The 15155-nt window shown below is 44.1% G+C and carries 15 protein-coding genes; 8 read left to right on the plus strand and 7 right to left on the minus strand.

The genetic code is table 11. The features are described 5' to 3' along the window. Nucleotides 1-10: 10 nt before the first annotated feature. Nucleotides 11-1264: an ornithine--oxo-acid transaminase gene (gene rocD / locus KFE98_15125; GenBank protein UTW61335.1), complete on the plus strand. Its 1254-nt coding sequence runs from the start codon at nucleotides 11-13 to the stop codon at nucleotides 1262-1264. Between the two features lie 282 nt (nucleotides 1265-1546). Here rocD and KFE98_15130 read toward each other — a convergent pair whose 3' ends face one another. The 7 genes from KFE98_15130 to KFE98_15160 all read right to left on the minus strand — a co-directional run bounded on the left by KFE98_15130 (nucleotide 1547) and on the right by KFE98_15160 (nucleotide 9977). Next, the gene (locus KFE98_15130; protein UTW61336.1) at nucleotides 1547-3229 is read right to left on the minus strand and encodes a S8 family peptidase; all 1683 of its coding nucleotides are present in this window, start codon (nucleotides 3227-3229) and stop codon (nucleotides 1547-1549) included. Then, on the minus strand, nucleotides 3216-3896 hold the full coding sequence (locus tag KFE98_15135; protein UTW61337.1) for a hypothetical protein: 681 nt from the start codon (nucleotides 3894-3896) through the stop codon (nucleotides 3216-3218). The genes KFE98_15130 and KFE98_15135 overlap by 14 nt, the downstream gene beginning before the upstream one ends. Then, on the minus strand, nucleotides 3893-4684 hold the full coding sequence (locus KFE98_15140) for a hypothetical protein (protein ID UTW61338.1): 792 nt from the start codon (nucleotides 4682-4684) through the stop codon (nucleotides 3893-3895). Before KFE98_15140 ends, KFE98_15135 begins: the two co-directional genes overlap by 4 nt. Next, complete coding sequence (locus tag KFE98_15145; protein ID UTW61339.1) at nucleotides 4669-5280, minus strand: fumarylacetoacetate hydrolase family protein; 612 nt, start codon at nucleotides 5278-5280, stop codon at nucleotides 4669-4671. The genes KFE98_15140 and KFE98_15145 overlap by 16 nt, the downstream gene beginning before the upstream one ends. Next, nucleotides 5277-6041 carry a ribonuclease H-like domain-containing protein gene (locus tag KFE98_15150; protein ID UTW61340.1) on the minus strand — a complete coding sequence of 255 codons (765 nt, stop codon included), beginning with the start codon at nucleotides 6039-6041 and terminating at the stop codon, nucleotides 5277-5279. Before KFE98_15150 ends, KFE98_15145 begins: the two co-directional genes overlap by 4 nt. Before the next feature lie 72 nt (nucleotides 6042-6113). Then, complete coding sequence (locus tag KFE98_15155; protein UTW61341.1) at nucleotides 6114-8531, minus strand: OmpA family protein; 2418 nt, start codon at nucleotides 8529-8531, stop codon at nucleotides 6114-6116. 114 nt (nucleotides 8532-8645) lie between these two features. Continuing rightward, the gene (locus KFE98_15160; protein ID UTW61342.1) at nucleotides 8646-9977 is read right to left on the minus strand and encodes a 2-oxo acid dehydrogenase subunit E2; all 1332 of its coding nucleotides are present in this window, start codon (nucleotides 9975-9977) and stop codon (nucleotides 8646-8648) included. Nucleotides 9978-10133: 156 nt separating this feature from the next. Here KFE98_15160 and KFE98_15165 point away from each other — a divergent pair, with 156 nt between their 5' ends. The 7 genes from KFE98_15165 to KFE98_15195 all read left to right on the plus strand — a co-directional run bounded on the left by KFE98_15165 (nucleotide 10134) and on the right by KFE98_15195 (nucleotide 15145). Beyond that, nucleotides 10134-10838, plus strand: a complete 705-nt coding sequence (locus KFE98_15165; GenBank protein ID UTW61343.1) for a Crp/Fnr family transcriptional regulator — start codon at nucleotides 10134-10136, stop codon at nucleotides 10836-10838. 21 nt (nucleotides 10839-10859) lie between these two features. After that, nucleotides 10860-11729: a universal stress protein gene (locus tag KFE98_15170; protein ID UTW61344.1), complete on the plus strand. Its 870-nt coding sequence runs from the start codon at nucleotides 10860-10862 to the stop codon at nucleotides 11727-11729. 180 nt (nucleotides 11730-11909) lie between these two features. Continuing rightward, nucleotides 11910-12086 carry a hypothetical protein gene (locus tag KFE98_15175; protein ID UTW61345.1) on the plus strand — a complete coding sequence of 59 codons (177 nt, stop codon included), beginning with the start codon at nucleotides 11910-11912 and terminating at the stop codon, nucleotides 12084-12086. Between the two features lie 10 nt (nucleotides 12087-12096). Beyond that, nucleotides 12097-12936, plus strand: a complete 840-nt coding sequence (locus KFE98_15180) for a universal stress protein (GenBank protein UTW61346.1) — start codon at nucleotides 12097-12099, stop codon at nucleotides 12934-12936. 77 nt (nucleotides 12937-13013) lie between these two features. Continuing rightward, complete coding sequence (locus KFE98_15185; GenBank protein ID UTW61347.1) at nucleotides 13014-13634, plus strand: TIGR04282 family arsenosugar biosynthesis glycosyltransferase; 621 nt, start codon at nucleotides 13014-13016, stop codon at nucleotides 13632-13634. 4 nt (nucleotides 13635-13638) lie between these two features. Next, nucleotides 13639-14343, plus strand: a complete 705-nt coding sequence (locus KFE98_15190; protein UTW61348.1) for a TIGR04283 family arsenosugar biosynthesis glycosyltransferase — start codon at nucleotides 13639-13641, stop codon at nucleotides 14341-14343. Then, complete coding sequence (locus KFE98_15195; GenBank protein UTW61349.1) at nucleotides 14336-15145, plus strand: purine-nucleoside phosphorylase; 810 nt, start codon at nucleotides 14336-14338, stop codon at nucleotides 15143-15145. The genes KFE98_15190 and KFE98_15195 overlap by 8 nt, the downstream gene beginning before the upstream one ends. Nucleotides 15146-15155 lie beyond the last annotated feature (10 nt).

Here is a 15155-nt window from a genome sequence, read left to right on the forward strand (position 1 = left end):
TGAAGAAACCATGATTAATACAAGCGATACTGCGAGCAAATTGACCTCTAAGGAGGCGATGGAACTGGAAGACAAGTACGGAGCCCACAACTACCATCCACTCCCTGTTGTATTGGATCGTGGGCAAGGAGTTTTTGTGTGGGACCTGGAAGGTAAGCGTTACTACGACTTTTTGAGCGCCTATAGTGCCGTAAATCAAGGGCATGCCCATCCAGATATTAATTTCGCCTTGGCCGAGCAATCTCGCAATCTGGCGTTGACCTCTCGGGCTTTCTACAGCAGTTCCTTGGGACAGTATGAAAAGTTTATGTCTGAGTACTTCGGATACGACAAAGTACTTCCTATGAATACTGGTGCTGAGGCTGTGGAAACTGCCATTAAGCTTTGTCGCCGTTGGGGTTATGACAAGAAAGGAATTCCGATGAACGAAGCCAAGATTGTGGTTTGTGACGGAAACTTCCATGGACGTACCACTACTATTATTTCATTTAGCAACGATCCCGATTCCTATACTGGATTTGGGCCTTATACTCCAGGATTCATTAAGATTCCTTACAACGATGCTGATGCATTGAAGGAGGCTTTGAAAGATGAAAAAGTTGCTGGATTCTTGGTTGAGCCTATCCAGGGTGAAGCAGGCGTAATGGTTCCAGATGATGGATACCTGGCAGCTTGTAAAGAGATTTGTGCGGAGAACAATGTGCTGTTCATTGCTGATGAGGTTCAAACTGGAATCGCACGTACCGGAAAAATGTTGGCTTCCGATCACGAAGGCATTCGCCCTGATATTGTGATTTTGGGCAAAGCTCTTTCGGGTGGTGTATATCCGGTTTCAGCTGTTTTGGCCGATGATGAAGTAATGCTTTGTATCAAACCAGGTGAGCACGGGTCAACTTACGGTGGTAACCCATTGGCTTGTCGAGTAGCAATGGCTGCCTTGGGTGTTGTGAAAGAGGAAAAACTGGAAAGTAATGCTGAGCGTTTAGGAGCTATTTTCCGCAGCGAGTTACAAGCTTTTGGAGAAGGAAATAAGTGGATCAACCTGGTAAGGGGTAAAGGATTGTTGAATGCGATTGTCATCAACGATACTCCGGAAAGCTCTACCGCTTGGGAAATTTGTTTGGCTTTGAAAGAAAATGGTTTGTTGGCTAAGCCTACCCATGGAAACATCATTCGTTTCGCTCCACCGTTGGTAATGAACGACGAGCAGATGGCTGAGTGTTTGGACATCATCAAAAAGACGCTGACTGAATATAAAGCCTAATTCTACAGCTTAAGAAAAGGATCGGCTAAGTCTGATTCCCTGAATAAGAAATAATGGAAGCCCTGAAGGATTACCCTTTGGGGCTTTTTTATTCCCTCCTCTCATTCTTGAACTCTTTCGGATATGTTATCCGAAAGTCGGAGCTGCGGATTTGAAACTAAGCTTGCGACCTCATGAACGAAGTGAGTAATCCGCGACTCAAGCATTCGGATTGCAAATCCGAATGAGTTAGGAAATCCGAAAGAGCAAGAGTAAAGACAACGCAATAAAAGGGCAAAAATCCTAACGCCCCACAACCGACAATTTCCGAACGGAGCGTTCCTCGCCTCGGAAAAATTCAGTGACGTAGGTGCCGGTCTCCAAATGAAGGATAGACCAGGAATTATGATTATATCCCTCAGTTGCTGTCCATTTCTCATCCAACACTGTTCGACCTTGCGTATCGGTCACTTTAAAGCGGATAGTTTCAGAAGAAACGGTGCTAATGAAATCCAAATGCAACTCATTTGTCGCTGGATTGGGGTACATGACAAAGCTGGAGAGAAGCGTAGAATTGTCCTTAACCGGATAGCTGTTATCCTTAAGAATTTGCAAGGCTTTCGCAAAATCAGGAATTCCATATCCATAAAGGGTATCCGGACTATCGTATTGATGCGCGCTGCTTCTCACTGCCAAGGCTACAGAGTAATTCGAAGCCTGAGGATAAGCCTGCCACAAGGAGGCACAAGCCCCTGCTGTAATGGGGGAGGAGAAGGAGGTTCCACTGCTAATACCGTGTGAACTGTCCTGTGTGGCTACAATTGCATTCCACCCTAAAGCGCAAACATCGGGTTTGGTTTGCCCGGCCGAGTTAGGACCTCTTGAAGAGAAGGGTGCCACTTGTTGATCAATTCCAATGGCACCGATCGCCATTACGTACTTTCCATCTGCTGGAGCGGTTATGTAATACCAATCTCGATTGCCCGAATTTCCAGCCGAATTCACCACCAATATTCCCTTCTTAAAGGCTCTGTTGGCGGCTTTGGTTATCACCGTGGAATCGCCGTTCATATCCGCGTAAGTGTGATTTTGAGCAGGATCATCAAATCGGCTGTAACCCAAGGAGGAGTTAATAATATCGATACCCACGCTATCGGCAAATTCGGCTGCGGCAGCCCAGTGGTATTCCTCGATCAACGTTTCAGAGGCGCTTACTTCAGTACGAAAGAGGTAGTAGGAAGCATCAGGAGCTGTTCCTATCATACTTCCCGGACGAGTTACGGCCATTGTACTCATAACTGCCGTTCCGTGGGTTCCTCCGTGTAAGGCGTTCTGATCTCCATCTACCATATCTTGCTGGCCAATGATTTGACCATTGGTCCAAAGACTTTCAAAGTAGGGGAGTACATCCACCCGGGAGAATCCATTGTCAAAAACACCAATCCAGATTCCCTTTCCGGTATAGCCATCTTTGTGCAGCGAATTCACACCAATCATTCCGACTTGAGGCCAGGCATCACCATAGTCGGTTAAAAAGGAGTTAATGCTTACGTTTTCCCGTATCAAATCTTTTTCTTCGTCTAGCTTATCCACGTATCCCTGTCGACCTACGGGAACCTGACTAATCCATTTCACGTCTTGTACAAAACTCCAGGAGTTAAGGGTATCCAATACACTTTCGTCCTTTGTTTTGATGGTGACCGCATTCATCCATTTGAGGCGATGACCCTGTGACAATCCGGAAAGGCTATTAACCTTCTGAAGATAGGCAGATGACAGAGGGAGGTCTTCTTCGCTGATTTCAATATGGGATCTTGATCGACGATCCAAGGCACGTTGCGACAAGAATTTTTCGGGAGTACTTAAGAGTTCGGTGGGTTTGTCTGTGAAGGTAACGAGGTACCAAGATTCTTGTTGAGCCAGGGCAGGGGAGAGTAATCCTGCCCAGAGAAGCGTTCCGAGTATAAAGTGCTTAATAAACCTCAAAGGATTTTATTTTCATTTCCATAACCAACCCGCTGTCGATGGGTACATCATCGGGTTCACCAGTGGTAAATCGTTTGATGATTTTTTCATAGCGGTGAACCAGTCCCACCTTCCGGGCATATTTTTCCGTCGCGATGTGCGTATAAAGTTGCAGGGGATCGGTTTGGTGGTATTGATCAATGAGAGCCACTTCACTAAAGGATTGTCCAAAGAGGGTTTCGGATTGAATACTTACACATTCAAATTCCTCTTTTTCTCTCACATTTCGAGCATTTCCATCCCACCGAACTCCAGGCGCCAAAGCGAAGTTAAGCTTCACTACACGTAGGTTTTGGTCTTGTTCTTCAACGGAGAAATTATCGCGGTGAGCGGTATACACTCGTTGAATCTTCCAATCCTGGCCAGTTTGCCGGGCATAGCGATTGATCTTTACGATAGCACGGCCACCATCATCCACCGTCGATTCCATGATAACTTCTTTTACCTCATATTGGTAAGTATCCTGGGTGAGGGTAAAGTCGTTGAACACAATGCTGTCCACATCGTAAATTCTAACCGACTCTACGCCGATGGGGTAAAAGTCTGTGCCCAGGTCAATGGGCTCTGGGTCGTCCTTTTTACAGGAAGTCAGGCTTAGAAACAATATGCCTATTATCCACCACTTCATGGTTTCACTTTTACCGAGTCACTGGGAGCTGTTTTATTGGCTTTCTTTTCTTTTTGAAATTCTTTCATTTCCTCGGGAGACTTACGCCACTTCAGAAAACCTTCTTTGTAAAACTCATAACGCTCGGGAAGGCTGTTTCGATCAAAGTAAGTCCAGGTGCCATTCTGAACTGCGAATCGGTAATAGCCTAAGATACGAATGGCGCCATTGGGGTGAAAATACTCCACTTTCCCATCTGGGTTGCCATCTACGTAATCGGCTCTGAATTTCACTTTTCCATTTTGGAAATAATCGGTCAGTTTACCGTGTTCCAATCCATTTCTGTGATTGAAGTCTCGAGCTATTTGGCCATCCTTGTAGTAGATCCGGGCCGGGCCATTTTTTACACCATTTAGGTAAAATTCCTGACTGGAAATGGCTTCCTCCGCATCATAAAATTTCCACTTGCCCGTACGTTTTTGTTGGTAGTACATGCCTTCGGCCATTTTCTTGCCGTTCTTATGATAAAACACAACCTGAGCCGAATCGTTGGTTGTATGGCGAACTTCCGACATTTTAACGGAGTTCCAATCGAAGTACACAAAGGTACCTACTGGACGATCGTCCTTAAATTGACCGGTGTAGCGGACTTTGCCGTTTTCGTATTTCTTCTCCCATTTACCCTGTTTACGGCCCTTACCGTCAACCACGTTGAGGGTGTCGGAGCTTTGTCCGAAACTGGTGAGAGCACAGGCCATCAAAACCAGAAGGCTCCCTATTCGAATGGATTGAATCAAATGACTTTGCATGAAATTAGTTCTTCCTCTTCCAATTTTCCTACCAAAATATCTCCTCCTTTCACCGGTCCTACTCCAGCTGGAGTTCCCGTATAAATGAGGTCACCAATTTTCAAGGTGAAAAAACGACTGATATAGGCGATCAATTCATCAATCGGAAAAATCATGTCTTTCGTATTTCCTTGCTGCACGGTTTCACCGTTTTTAGCTAAGCTAAAAGTAAGGTTATTCAGGTCCTTGAATTGACTTTTTGGAACAAACTTTCCCACAGGAGCGCTTCCATCAAAGGCCTTCGCAATTTCCCAGGGATGACCTTTTTCCTTGCATCGCTGCTGTATGTCACGAGCGGTAAAATCCAGGCCGAGTGTAATCTCTTCAAAGTATTTATGGGCAAAGCGAGGAGCGATGTGTTTCCCAATTCGATTGATGCGAATCACCAATTCCAACTCGTGGTGCACATCCTGGCTGTGCTCCGGAATGAAGAAGGGGCCATTCTTGCGAATGAGTGCCGTATCCGGCTTCAGAAAAAATAGAGGAACCTCCGGTAGGGGATTATTCAATTCCTTGGCGTGGTCGGCGTAGTTTCTTCCAATACAAATGATTTTCATGCTTTCATTTTTTCCCAAACATCTTTGAGAATTTCTTTGGTATAAAGAGGGAAATCTCCGTTCATCATCCAGTTGTAGTACGAAGGCTCCCGGGTAAATACATCAACGAGTCTTTTTCCTTTGTGTTTGCCAAAATTGAAGACTTCCTGTTCTTCCTCATCGTAGGCAACCCGCCCGGCCAAATCGGCAAAATTCTGCCTTTTGGAATATTCGTGCAAGAAGTTCATATCGTTCTCCAGGTCATCGTATCTATCGATCTGAGCCTCGAGTACTTCATAAGTAGCTTCAATATCCGCCTCGGCAGAGTGGGCGTTTTCCAGGTCTTTGTCGCAGTAAAATTTGTAGGCCGCTTCCAGGGTCCGTTTTTCTTGTTTGTGAAAGATGTTTTGAACGTCAACAAGGTTCTTGTCCTTCACATCTAAACGAATACCGGCACGTAGGAATTCCTCTACTAAAAGAGGAATGTCAAAACGATTGGAATTAAATCCGGCGAGGTCGCAGTCGTTTAAGAATATGAAAAGAGACTTGGCTACTTGCACGAAGGTGGGCATATCAGCTACATCTTCGTCTTTGATGCCGTGTACGGCCGAAGCTTCTTCTGGAATAGGAATAGTAGGATTGATACGACGAACTTTCATATCCTTGTTCCCATCCGGGTGTACCTTAAGCACAGCGATTTCTACAATACGATCTTTGGATACATCGATTCCCGTTGTTTCCAGATCAAAAAATGCGATCGGTTTTTCCAGTTTTAGTTTCATGTGAGGTAAAAAAAAGAGCCTCTTTACGCAATTGGTAAGAGGCTCCGATTATGGTGAATGATAATTATCAAATTAGTTTACCCGAATCTCTACACGTCTGTTCATGCCTCGGAACTTGTCTGAGGAGTTAGGTGCAGTAGGCTTCTCTTCTCCAAAGAAGTTGGTAGTAATTCGATTAGAAGCTACACCGTATCCCTGCAACTCTTCTGAGGCGGATTTAACTCGTTTTTCAGAAAGAGCCCGGTTGTAAGCGGCGTTACCTGTTTTGTCAGCAAAACCGCTCAACACAACTGTAGTGGAAGGGTTTTGTTTCATGAAGTCGGCCACTTCTTTAAGGGTAACCTCTCCGTCATTGGAGATCGCATAAGAGTCAAATCCAAACGGTACGTAGCGGAACATTTTGTTTTCTTCCAGTTGGAATTCTACACGACGGTTAAGTCGACGTCCTTCCGGGTTGTCACTTCCATCAGCATTTTGTCCTTGAGCAATTGGCTTTTCCTCCCCGTAGTAATCAAAGGTAACTTGGTAAGGATTAGCTCCATCGTTAACCAACTCGTTGAATACAACCAAAGCACGTTGTTTGGAAACTTCCATGTTGATGCTATCGGTACCTAAGTAATCCGCGTGACCAGAAAGGTTAATTACGGTGTTAGGATTATCGTTCAAGTATTGAGCGATGGCCTTAACTTGATCTTCACTTTCAGCAGCAATGGAGTTACCATTAAATCCAAACAGGATGTTGCGGAACATGTCATCCAAATCTTTTTGAGACTTGATAACTGGCTTGCCTCCTTTAACCGGAGTTTCTGAAGTAGCTGAACCCGCCTGGGCTACCGTTTGATTTTTGTCTTCCTTGTCACCAGCAGCAACGGCTACAGCACCTGCACCCGCTCCAATGGTAGTCGTTCCAGCACCAGTACCGGTTCCGGTCCCGCTACCCGTTTCTGAGCCTGTTCCGGTTTCACTTCCGGTACCCGTTTCAGGAGAACCACCTTCAGCCATAGCCGTAGAATCTGCTTTTGCCTGAGCCAGTTGTTCCATTCTTAAGCTATCAGACATCAAACCACCCATGGCAATATCGGGTAAGGTGTCTTTTACTCTGAATTCATAGTGGGTAGTAATGCGGTAAATGTCTTTGTAACCGTATCCGTCAATTCGGGAAGAGGCGTAGTAGGCAATGGTGTCCACCTTAGCACTCTTGCGGTAGGAAATTTCATCCGCAGGCGTGTTAATTGGAATACCTAAACTCTTTGGAGTAATCCAGTTTCCATTTTCCTGGTACGAGTAAAATACGTCAAAACCACCGATACTTGAGTGTCCGGCTGAGGAGAAGTACATGTTGTCATCCTTATCAATGAATGGACAATCTTCGTCAAACTCCGTATTAATAACCGGACCCAGGTTTGTAGGTTCGGTCCATGTTCCGTCAGCGTTCTTCTCGCATACATAAATGTCTAATCCACCATAACCACCTTTGCGATCAGATGTGATGTACATTTTGTTTCCATCAGGAGAAAGAGCAGCCGAGCTTTGGCGCGCTTTTTTGTAATTGATAGAAGAGCTTAGCAATTTGGGCTCCGTCCACAGTTTGTTTTCAATGTGGGTGGAGTAGATCTTACCGTCTTTATAGAGGTAAACCGTTTTGTTTTCTTCCGAAAGTGAAATGGTAGCCAGGTGACTGCGAATTTCTACAAAGCCTTCAGGAAACATTTGGTAGTTGTTTACCAAGTAAGCTTCTTTCCACTCCTGATTCTGAATCTTGGAAACATAAATCTGCTCAAATGGCTTACCATCAGAGGAGTAATTGGTACTTCCAAAAGGATTTCTACGTGAGGTAAAGAGAATCTCATTTTCCTTATCAAAGAAGATAGGGGCGTACTCATCAGACTTCGAGTTAATCTTCTCACCCATATTTTCCATGATCACAAAGTCCGTTGAATTCAGGAAGTACTTCTTCACATCGTTCAATGGCTTCTTCTTGTTCTCCAATGGATTCTTGGTGTTCAGTTTAACATGGTACTCACCATGCTGACAAGTTTTGATCAACCAATTTACTTCGGCCAACAATTCACGACCGGCTTTATTGGTTTTGATATTAGGCTTGAAGTTTTCGTAACACTCCTTAGCCTCTTTAAACTTGTGGTTGTATTGATAAGACTTACCTAAGTAGTAATACATTTCTGGAATCGTGTCGCCTTGTGAATAGGCTAGTGCACGTTCAAAGTAATTTTCGGCCTTATCGTAATCGTTAGGCGAACGCAGGTAGGCAATACCAATTTCAAAATTGTAATCCGGGCTATTTGGATTGATTTCCAAAAGACGATGATAGTCCTTAATGGCATCTTCATAGCGCTCCATTGCAAGCAGTTCAGAAGCCTGCTGGTGGAGGTTTTTTTCGGCTTTGGAACCGGTTTGACTAAAAGCGGTGGTGGCTGAAAGACATAAAATGCCGGCAACAACCAAGTAACGAACGGTGAGTGAGCGTATCATTTACTGAATAGGTCTAATATCTATCATTTACAATGATACAAATTATGTCTTTATTGGTAATGAAGAACCGCTGATGTGCCCGGAATTATAGATATTCCGTTGTTAATAACTGTCTTAGAACTCCCGATTAATATCGAATTGTTCCAAGTAATCAGCTACACGTCTAACGAACATTCCTCCGAGTGATCCATCTACTACTCGGTGGTCGTATGAGTGCGACAAGAACATCTTGTGGCGGATAGCAATCACGTCTCCATGTTCGGTCTCCAATACAGCCGGTTTCTTCTGAATCGTACCTACGGCCAGAATACCTACTTGAGGCTGATTAATAATTGGAGTTCCCATAACGTTTCCGAAGGAACCTACATTAGAGATGGTGTATGTGCCACCGCTGATTTCGTCTGGTTTCAACTGATTGTTACGTGCACGGGTAGCCAGGTCGTTTACCGCTTTGGAAATTCCAACCAGGTTGAGCGTGTCTGCATTGCGAATAACCGGAACGATAAGGTTTCCACTTGGCAGAGCGGTAGCCATTCCGATATTGATGTCTTTTTTGCGAATGATGTGATCCCCGTCAATCGAGATGTTGATCATTGGGAAATCTTTGATCGCCTTCACCACGGCTTCTATAAATAGAGGAGTAAAGGTGAGTTTTTGACCTTCTCGCTTCAGGTAAGCATCCTTTACCTTGTTTCTCCAATTTACAATCGTGGTAACGTCGGCTTCTACAAAAGAAGTAACGTGGGCACTGGTCGACTTGGATTCAACCATGTGGTGAGCGATCAATTTACGCATACGATCCATTTCGATGATCTCTACGTTGTCGCCATGGTTTTTAGGAGCGGCTGCCTTAGCTGCAGGAGCAGGTTTGGCGGCTGGAGCTGCTGGTGCAGCAGCAGGTGCTGCCGGAGCAGGAGTAGCTGCAGGAGCTGCACTTCTATTTTCTAAGTAAGCTAAAATGTCTTTTTTGGTAACGCGACCGTTTTGTCCCGTTCCGGCAATAGTGTCTAATTCAGCACCGGATAATCCCTCTTTTTTGGCAATGTTTTTAACCAAGGGAGAGTAGAAGCGATCGGATTCGATAGCTACAGGAGCTGGAGTAGCATCTGCTTGGACAGCAGGGGCACTGGCTGCAGCAGGTGCAGGAGCTGTTTCAACTGGAGCGGCGGCAGCGGCTGGAGTTCCGTTACTGGAAGGAGCTTCACCATCAGAGCTAATCAAGGCTATTGCCTGACCTACTTGAGCTACTTCACCTTCTTGAACCAAAATTTCGGTAATGACTCCGTCACCTGGAGAAGGAACTTCTGAATCCACCTTATCGGTAGCAATCTCTACCAGGGATTCTTCAGATTCTACGGTGTCACCTACGTTTTTCAACCAGGTAGTAATGGTTGCTTCCGCTACACTTTCTCCCATCTTGGGGAGAATAACTTCAACTATTGCCATAAAAACGCTCTAATTTTAAGCGGGCAAAAATAATAAAAATGACGGCCTTTAAGTTCGATTTTAGCTATAATTAATCAACTTATGTTTATTATTGACCTTCGGCATAAAGAGAAGTAATTTCCCCTTATTTTTGTCGAGAGATCAGAAAAACAGAACATGAAGCGCTTGGAGTTTAATTGTGATGAGTGTGGTGTAAAAGATCGATCTTTTTTTAGTCAGTTGTGTGGGAAAAGTGTGCACGAATTAGCGCGAAACAAAACCTGCACTATATATAAAAAGAACCAGGTCATATTTCATGAGGGAACGCGTCCTTTGGGCGTATTTTGCATCAACTCAGGAAAAGTAAAGATTTACAAAACCGGAAGTGAAGGTAAGGATCAGATTATCCGCATTATGAAAGGCGGTGATTTGATGGGGTATCGTGCTATGCTTAGTGAAGAACCCTACCCGGTAAGTGCCGAAACGTTGGAAGAAACCAGTATCTGCTTTGTTCCCAAAAGCGACTTTCTGGATGTACTCAAAGAAGATTCAGAACTCAATGCGAATCTGCTTCGAAGCATGTCTAAGGAAATGGGATTGATGGCCGATTCGATTACCAATTTGGCACAAAAGCCCGTTCGTGAGCGTTTGGCTGGTGCTCTGCTCATGTTGCAAGAAACGTATAGTAAAGATACGGACGATCACGATCCTATTGAAATTAACCTAACCCGTGAAGACCTCGCAAATATCGTAGGAACCGCTACTGAGACCTTGATTCGATTGCTGCACGACTTCAAAGCCGAAAACCTGATCGAAACTCAGGGGCGGAAGATTCGTGTCATTGAACCCAAGAAACTCTTAAAAGTGGCTAACCTCTATTAACATACATTACACCCAATATTTATGAACGCTATATTAGTACCTACTGATTTTTCAAAACACGCTGCTTATGCCGCTGAGGTGGCTGCTCAAATTGCCAAAAGAACGGGAGCAGAAGTGGTGTTGCTACACGTGATTAACCTTCCTAATTATGAGGAAAACGCATTTAGCAACTACGAAGAAGAAGGAACGCATGAAAGCATGATGATCATGCAATTGGTCAAGCAAAAATTTAAAAACCTTCGCACCCTGAAATTCTGGGAAGGAGTGAAAGTACACGAGGTGGTTAAATTCGGTTCTGTACACAAAGCAGTAGTTGCCGAAAACCGGGAAAGAAATGTGAGCCTTGTTGTAGCTGGTGCTCACGGTATGTCTGGCTCTTCTACTGAATTTGCGGGTTCTACGATTGAGAAATTGGTTCGCGTATGTATCGTACCTGTACTCACTATCAAAAGGCGTTTTGAAAACTTTGAGTTAAATAATATCGTGTTTAGCTCCACTTTCTTTGGAGAAAATCACAAACCTCTTCAGGCGGTTAAAGAAATTGCAGAACGCAATGAATCTAACTTGCACCTGCTTAAGGTAATTACACCCGATAATTTTGAGCCTACATCGTTGTCTCGCAAGTTGATTTACGACATGGCTGAGAAGAATGAAATCAAGAATTTTACGGGCTACATCATCAACGATTACAACATTGAGACGGGAATCTACGCCTACGCAAAACACATTAATGCTGATTTGGTTTGCTTAGCTACTCACGGTCGTACGGGATGGGCACGTTTGTTTGGAAAGAGCATTGCTGAGGAAGTTTCCAGTCATGCCGACATTCCAATTTTGAGTATCCGCTTGACTGAAGCTCAAGAGAAAACCGGGGTTATTTTTCCCGAATAGTTGAATTGTAGATTCGACCCAAACAGGTAGTTCAGAACCCTGTTTCGCAACCTTTCGTTTAAGTGCATTTGCTGAGTATTATTTCTGCCCAATAGGGTGTGGATTAAATTTACTAAAAGGCAGTGCTTACTTGAAAGGATTAAATAAATTTGAAATCTGATTTGTGTTAAATAAGCTTTGATGGACAAGAAAAAATTAACGGCCCTAATTATCATTTCGGTCACCTTCTTCTTAACGTTTTATTTTGCCTTTTTGAACTTCTCATTGAGCACCCAGTTTACCAGTTTGTTCGCTTTCCTTATTTTGTTGGCAGGCACCGTGACTTCGTTGGTTATCGGTAATGCTGGAGAACGATAAATCGCATATTATGGAGAAAAGGACCGTATTAATTGCTACCGATTTTTCGGAAGCATCTCGCAATGCCATCCGCTATGGATTGGGACTCTACCAAGGACGTGGGTATCACTACATTCTACTCAATACGGTTGAACCCAATACGGCTTCAAGTAATGCTGGAATGATCGTAAACGTTAGTGAGATCATGGCCAAGGATTCACTTGAAGGCCTGAAAAAGGAAAAGGCTTGGGTTGAATCCCTTCCTGAGAACGAAGGCAATACCTTGGAAACGGTTCAAATGTTTGGTGAGTTCGTAAGCTGCGTTCGCCAGATTATTAAGGACAAGAATATCGATATGGTAATCATCGGTACCACAGGTGCCAGCGGATTAAAAGAGTTTTTTGTGGGAAGTAATGCGGCTTCTGTCATTCAGGAGATCAGTATTCCCGTACTCACCGTTCCTTTTCAGGCTGATTTCAATTCGATCAAAAACATCTTGTATGCGACTGATTTGAAGAAATTGAAAAATCGGTCGATATTGGATTTCTTGAAAAACTTGATGGAGCGCCGTGGGGCAAGTATGACTTTACTCAACGTAGTTAAAACCCAGAGTAAGGTTTCAGCTTCTGACAAGGAAGAGGAGAAACAAGCTCTTTTGGACTACCTGGGAAGTGAAGTGGGTTTTGAAACGGTTTCTAACGAAGATACGGTGGAAGGAATCAATGCTTACATCGAAGAGCGCGGTAACGTAGATATCATTGCTATGGTTCCTCGTAAGAAAAACTTCTTTGAGAAAATCTTCTCCAAGAGCATCGCCAAAAAGGTAGCTTATCACTCTCGTATACCGATGCTGACCCTTCAGGACGGTTAGAATTCGACGATTGTATTTTTCCAGACGGAATTTATCCAACCATTCGTTATAAATTCGTGTAATCCTGTATAGGGAATATGTCACGATTTACTACAGATACTGGTGGAGATTTGCTGATGGTGTTTGCCAAGAACCCGGAGTACGGGAAGGTAAAGACTCGTCTGGCTAAGACTATTGGCCATAAAAAGGCGCTGGAAGTCTATCAAAAACTTCTGGAGCATACCCGTGATATTTGCCTTCAGGTAGGTTGTTTCCGAATCGTATACTACTCCGATTTCATCGACTTCGATGATCTGTTCGACAACCAGTACTTTCTCAAAGACGAGCAGGTAAAAGGTGATTTGGGCGAACGCATGGCTATGGCCTTTGGCGAAAGCTTTAAGGAAGGTTATCAGCGCATTGTTTGCATCGGTAGTGATTGCTACGAGCTCTCTTCAGACTTGATCAAAAAGGCCTTTGTTGCCTTGGATGATAACGATGTGGTCATTGGCCCTGCTAAGGATGGTGGCTACTACCTCATTGGTATGAAAGACAACTATGAGCACCTTTTTATGAATAAGGAGTGGAGTACCAACAATCTGTTACTCGATACCCTGATTGACTTGAAATCGGCCGAGTTGAAGTATCACCTACTACCTACCTTATCTGATGTTGATCAGGAAGAGGATTTGGTCGGGGCGCTTAAATCGATTATCTGAATCGGTGAGAATAAGCGTAATCATTCCCACATTTAACGAAGAAGAAAACATCCGTAAGCTAATTCCCTGGCTTGAGGCTAATTCATCCCCTGAAAATCTTTTGGAAATTGTAGTGGTGGATGGAGGTAGTAGGGACAATACAGTTGATATAGCCGAAGAGGTAGGGGCTCAAGTTCATCGATCCACCAAATCAGGTCGAGCGGTTCAATTGGCGCTGGGTGGGAAAAAGGCCAAGGGAGAGATTCTCTATTTTCTTCATGCAGATACCTTTCCTCCACCTCGATTTGATGAAATAATACTGAATGCCGTTCGAAAGCAAAACCCCGCTGGATGCTTTCAAATTCAATTTGATCCTTCCTCCTGGGCACTCCGCTTGTTCGAAGCCTTTGTTCGGTTTCCCTGGATGATTTGTCGGGGTGGGGATCAGTCCTTGTATGTTACCCGGGAGTTATATTCCCGTATTGGCGGTTTTAACCCGGGATTAAAAATCATGGAAGACTTAGAAATCATCCGCCAAATTCGCAGAGAATCGCCTTTCCATATACTTTCGCAACGCGTTATTACGTCCAGTCGGAAGTATCAGAATAAAGGCACCTGGCGTCTTCAAATGCTCTATGCCTGGGTTCATTTTCAGTACTGGACCGGTGTACCCAACGAGCGCATATTCGAAAACAGTAAAAAATGGGTTCAAAAAGATGAATATGAATAATTGGAATGAAACTGCTGATTTCCTCAAGGAGAAGGGAATGATAAACCCGGAGATTGGAATTGTATTAGGTACCGGCCTCGGAAAATTGATTGATCACATCGATCAGGAAGTGGTATTGGAATACGAAAACATTCCAAATTTTCCAGTGTCTACTGTAGAGTTTCACAAAGGGAAGCTCATTTATGGTACACTAAGAGGAAAAAAGGTGTTGGCCATGCAAGGCCGTTTTCACTACTACGAGGGATACACGGCCAAGGAAATTACTTTCCCCATTCGTGTGATGAAAGTCCTTGGGGTAAAGAACCTAATCCTTTCTAATGCTGCAGGTGGAATGAACCTGAATTACCGACCTGGTGATATCATGGTGATTGATGATCACATTAATCTATTGCCTGATAATCCATTGTTCGGCAAAAACAATGATGATCTCGGCCCTCGATTCCCAGATATGAGTCGCCCGTATCACCCGAAAATGAACGAACTTATTCACTCGATTGCTAGCGAAAAAAACATTCCGATTCACGAAGGAGTATACGTAGCTGTTGGTGGTCCAAACTTGGAAACCCGTGCCGAATACCGTTTTCTTCGAACTATTGGAGCAGATGTGGTGGGTATGTCTACCGTGCCTGAGGTTATCGTAGCCAATCACATGAGCATGCCTTGTTGCGCCTTATCTGTGGTAACGGATATGTGTGATCCGGATAACCTGGAAGTAGCCAAGATTGAAAACATTCTCAAATATGCAGCCGAAGGAGAAGAGCGTCTTCTTCAGATCGTACCCGAGCTGGTGGAAAAGCTGTAACACGAAAAAC

This window comes from bacterium SCSIO 12741, from assembly GCA_024398055.1.
In the GTDB taxonomy this organism is placed as follows: Bacteria; Bacteroidota; Bacteroidia; order Flavobacteriales_G; family Salibacteraceae; genus SCSIO-12741.

Coding starts and splice junctions, on each gene's coding strand:
- rocD (UTW61335.1), top strand. CDS start 11: ATGATTAATACAAGCGATACTGCGAGCAAATTGACCTCTAAGGAGGCG.
- KFE98_15135 (UTW61337.1), bottom strand. CDS start 3,896: ATGAAGTGGTGGATAATAGGCATATTGTTTCTAAGCCTGACTTCCTGT.
- KFE98_15140 (UTW61338.1), bottom strand. CDS start 4,684: ATGCAAAGTCATTTGATTCAATCCATTCGAATAGGGAGCCTTCTGGTT.
- KFE98_15145 (UTW61339.1), bottom strand. CDS start 5,280: ATGAAAATCATTTGTATTGGAAGAAACTACGCCGACCACGCCAAGGAA.
- KFE98_15150 (UTW61340.1), bottom strand. CDS start 6,041: ATGAAACTAAAACTGGAAAAACCGATCGCATTTTTTGATCTGGAAACA.
- KFE98_15155 (UTW61341.1), bottom strand. CDS start 8,531: ATGATACGCTCACTCACCGTTCGTTACTTGGTTGTTGCCGGCATTTTA.
- KFE98_15160 (UTW61342.1), bottom strand. CDS start 9,977: ATGGCAATAGTTGAAGTTATTCTCCCCAAGATGGGAGAAAGTGTAGCG.
- KFE98_15165 (UTW61343.1), top strand. CDS start 10,134: ATGAAGCGCTTGGAGTTTAATTGTGATGAGTGTGGTGTAAAAGATCGA.
- KFE98_15170 (UTW61344.1), top strand. CDS start 10,860: ATGAACGCTATATTAGTACCTACTGATTTTTCAAAACACGCTGCTTAT.
- KFE98_15175 (UTW61345.1), top strand. CDS start 11,910: ATGGACAAGAAAAAATTAACGGCCCTAATTATCATTTCGGTCACCTTC.
- KFE98_15180 (UTW61346.1), top strand. CDS start 12,097: ATGGAGAAAAGGACCGTATTAATTGCTACCGATTTTTCGGAAGCATCT.
- KFE98_15185 (UTW61347.1), top strand. CDS start 13,014: ATGTCACGATTTACTACAGATACTGGTGGAGATTTGCTGATGGTGTTT.
- KFE98_15195 (UTW61349.1), top strand. CDS start 14,336: ATGAATAATTGGAATGAAACTGCTGATTTCCTCAAGGAGAAGGGAATG.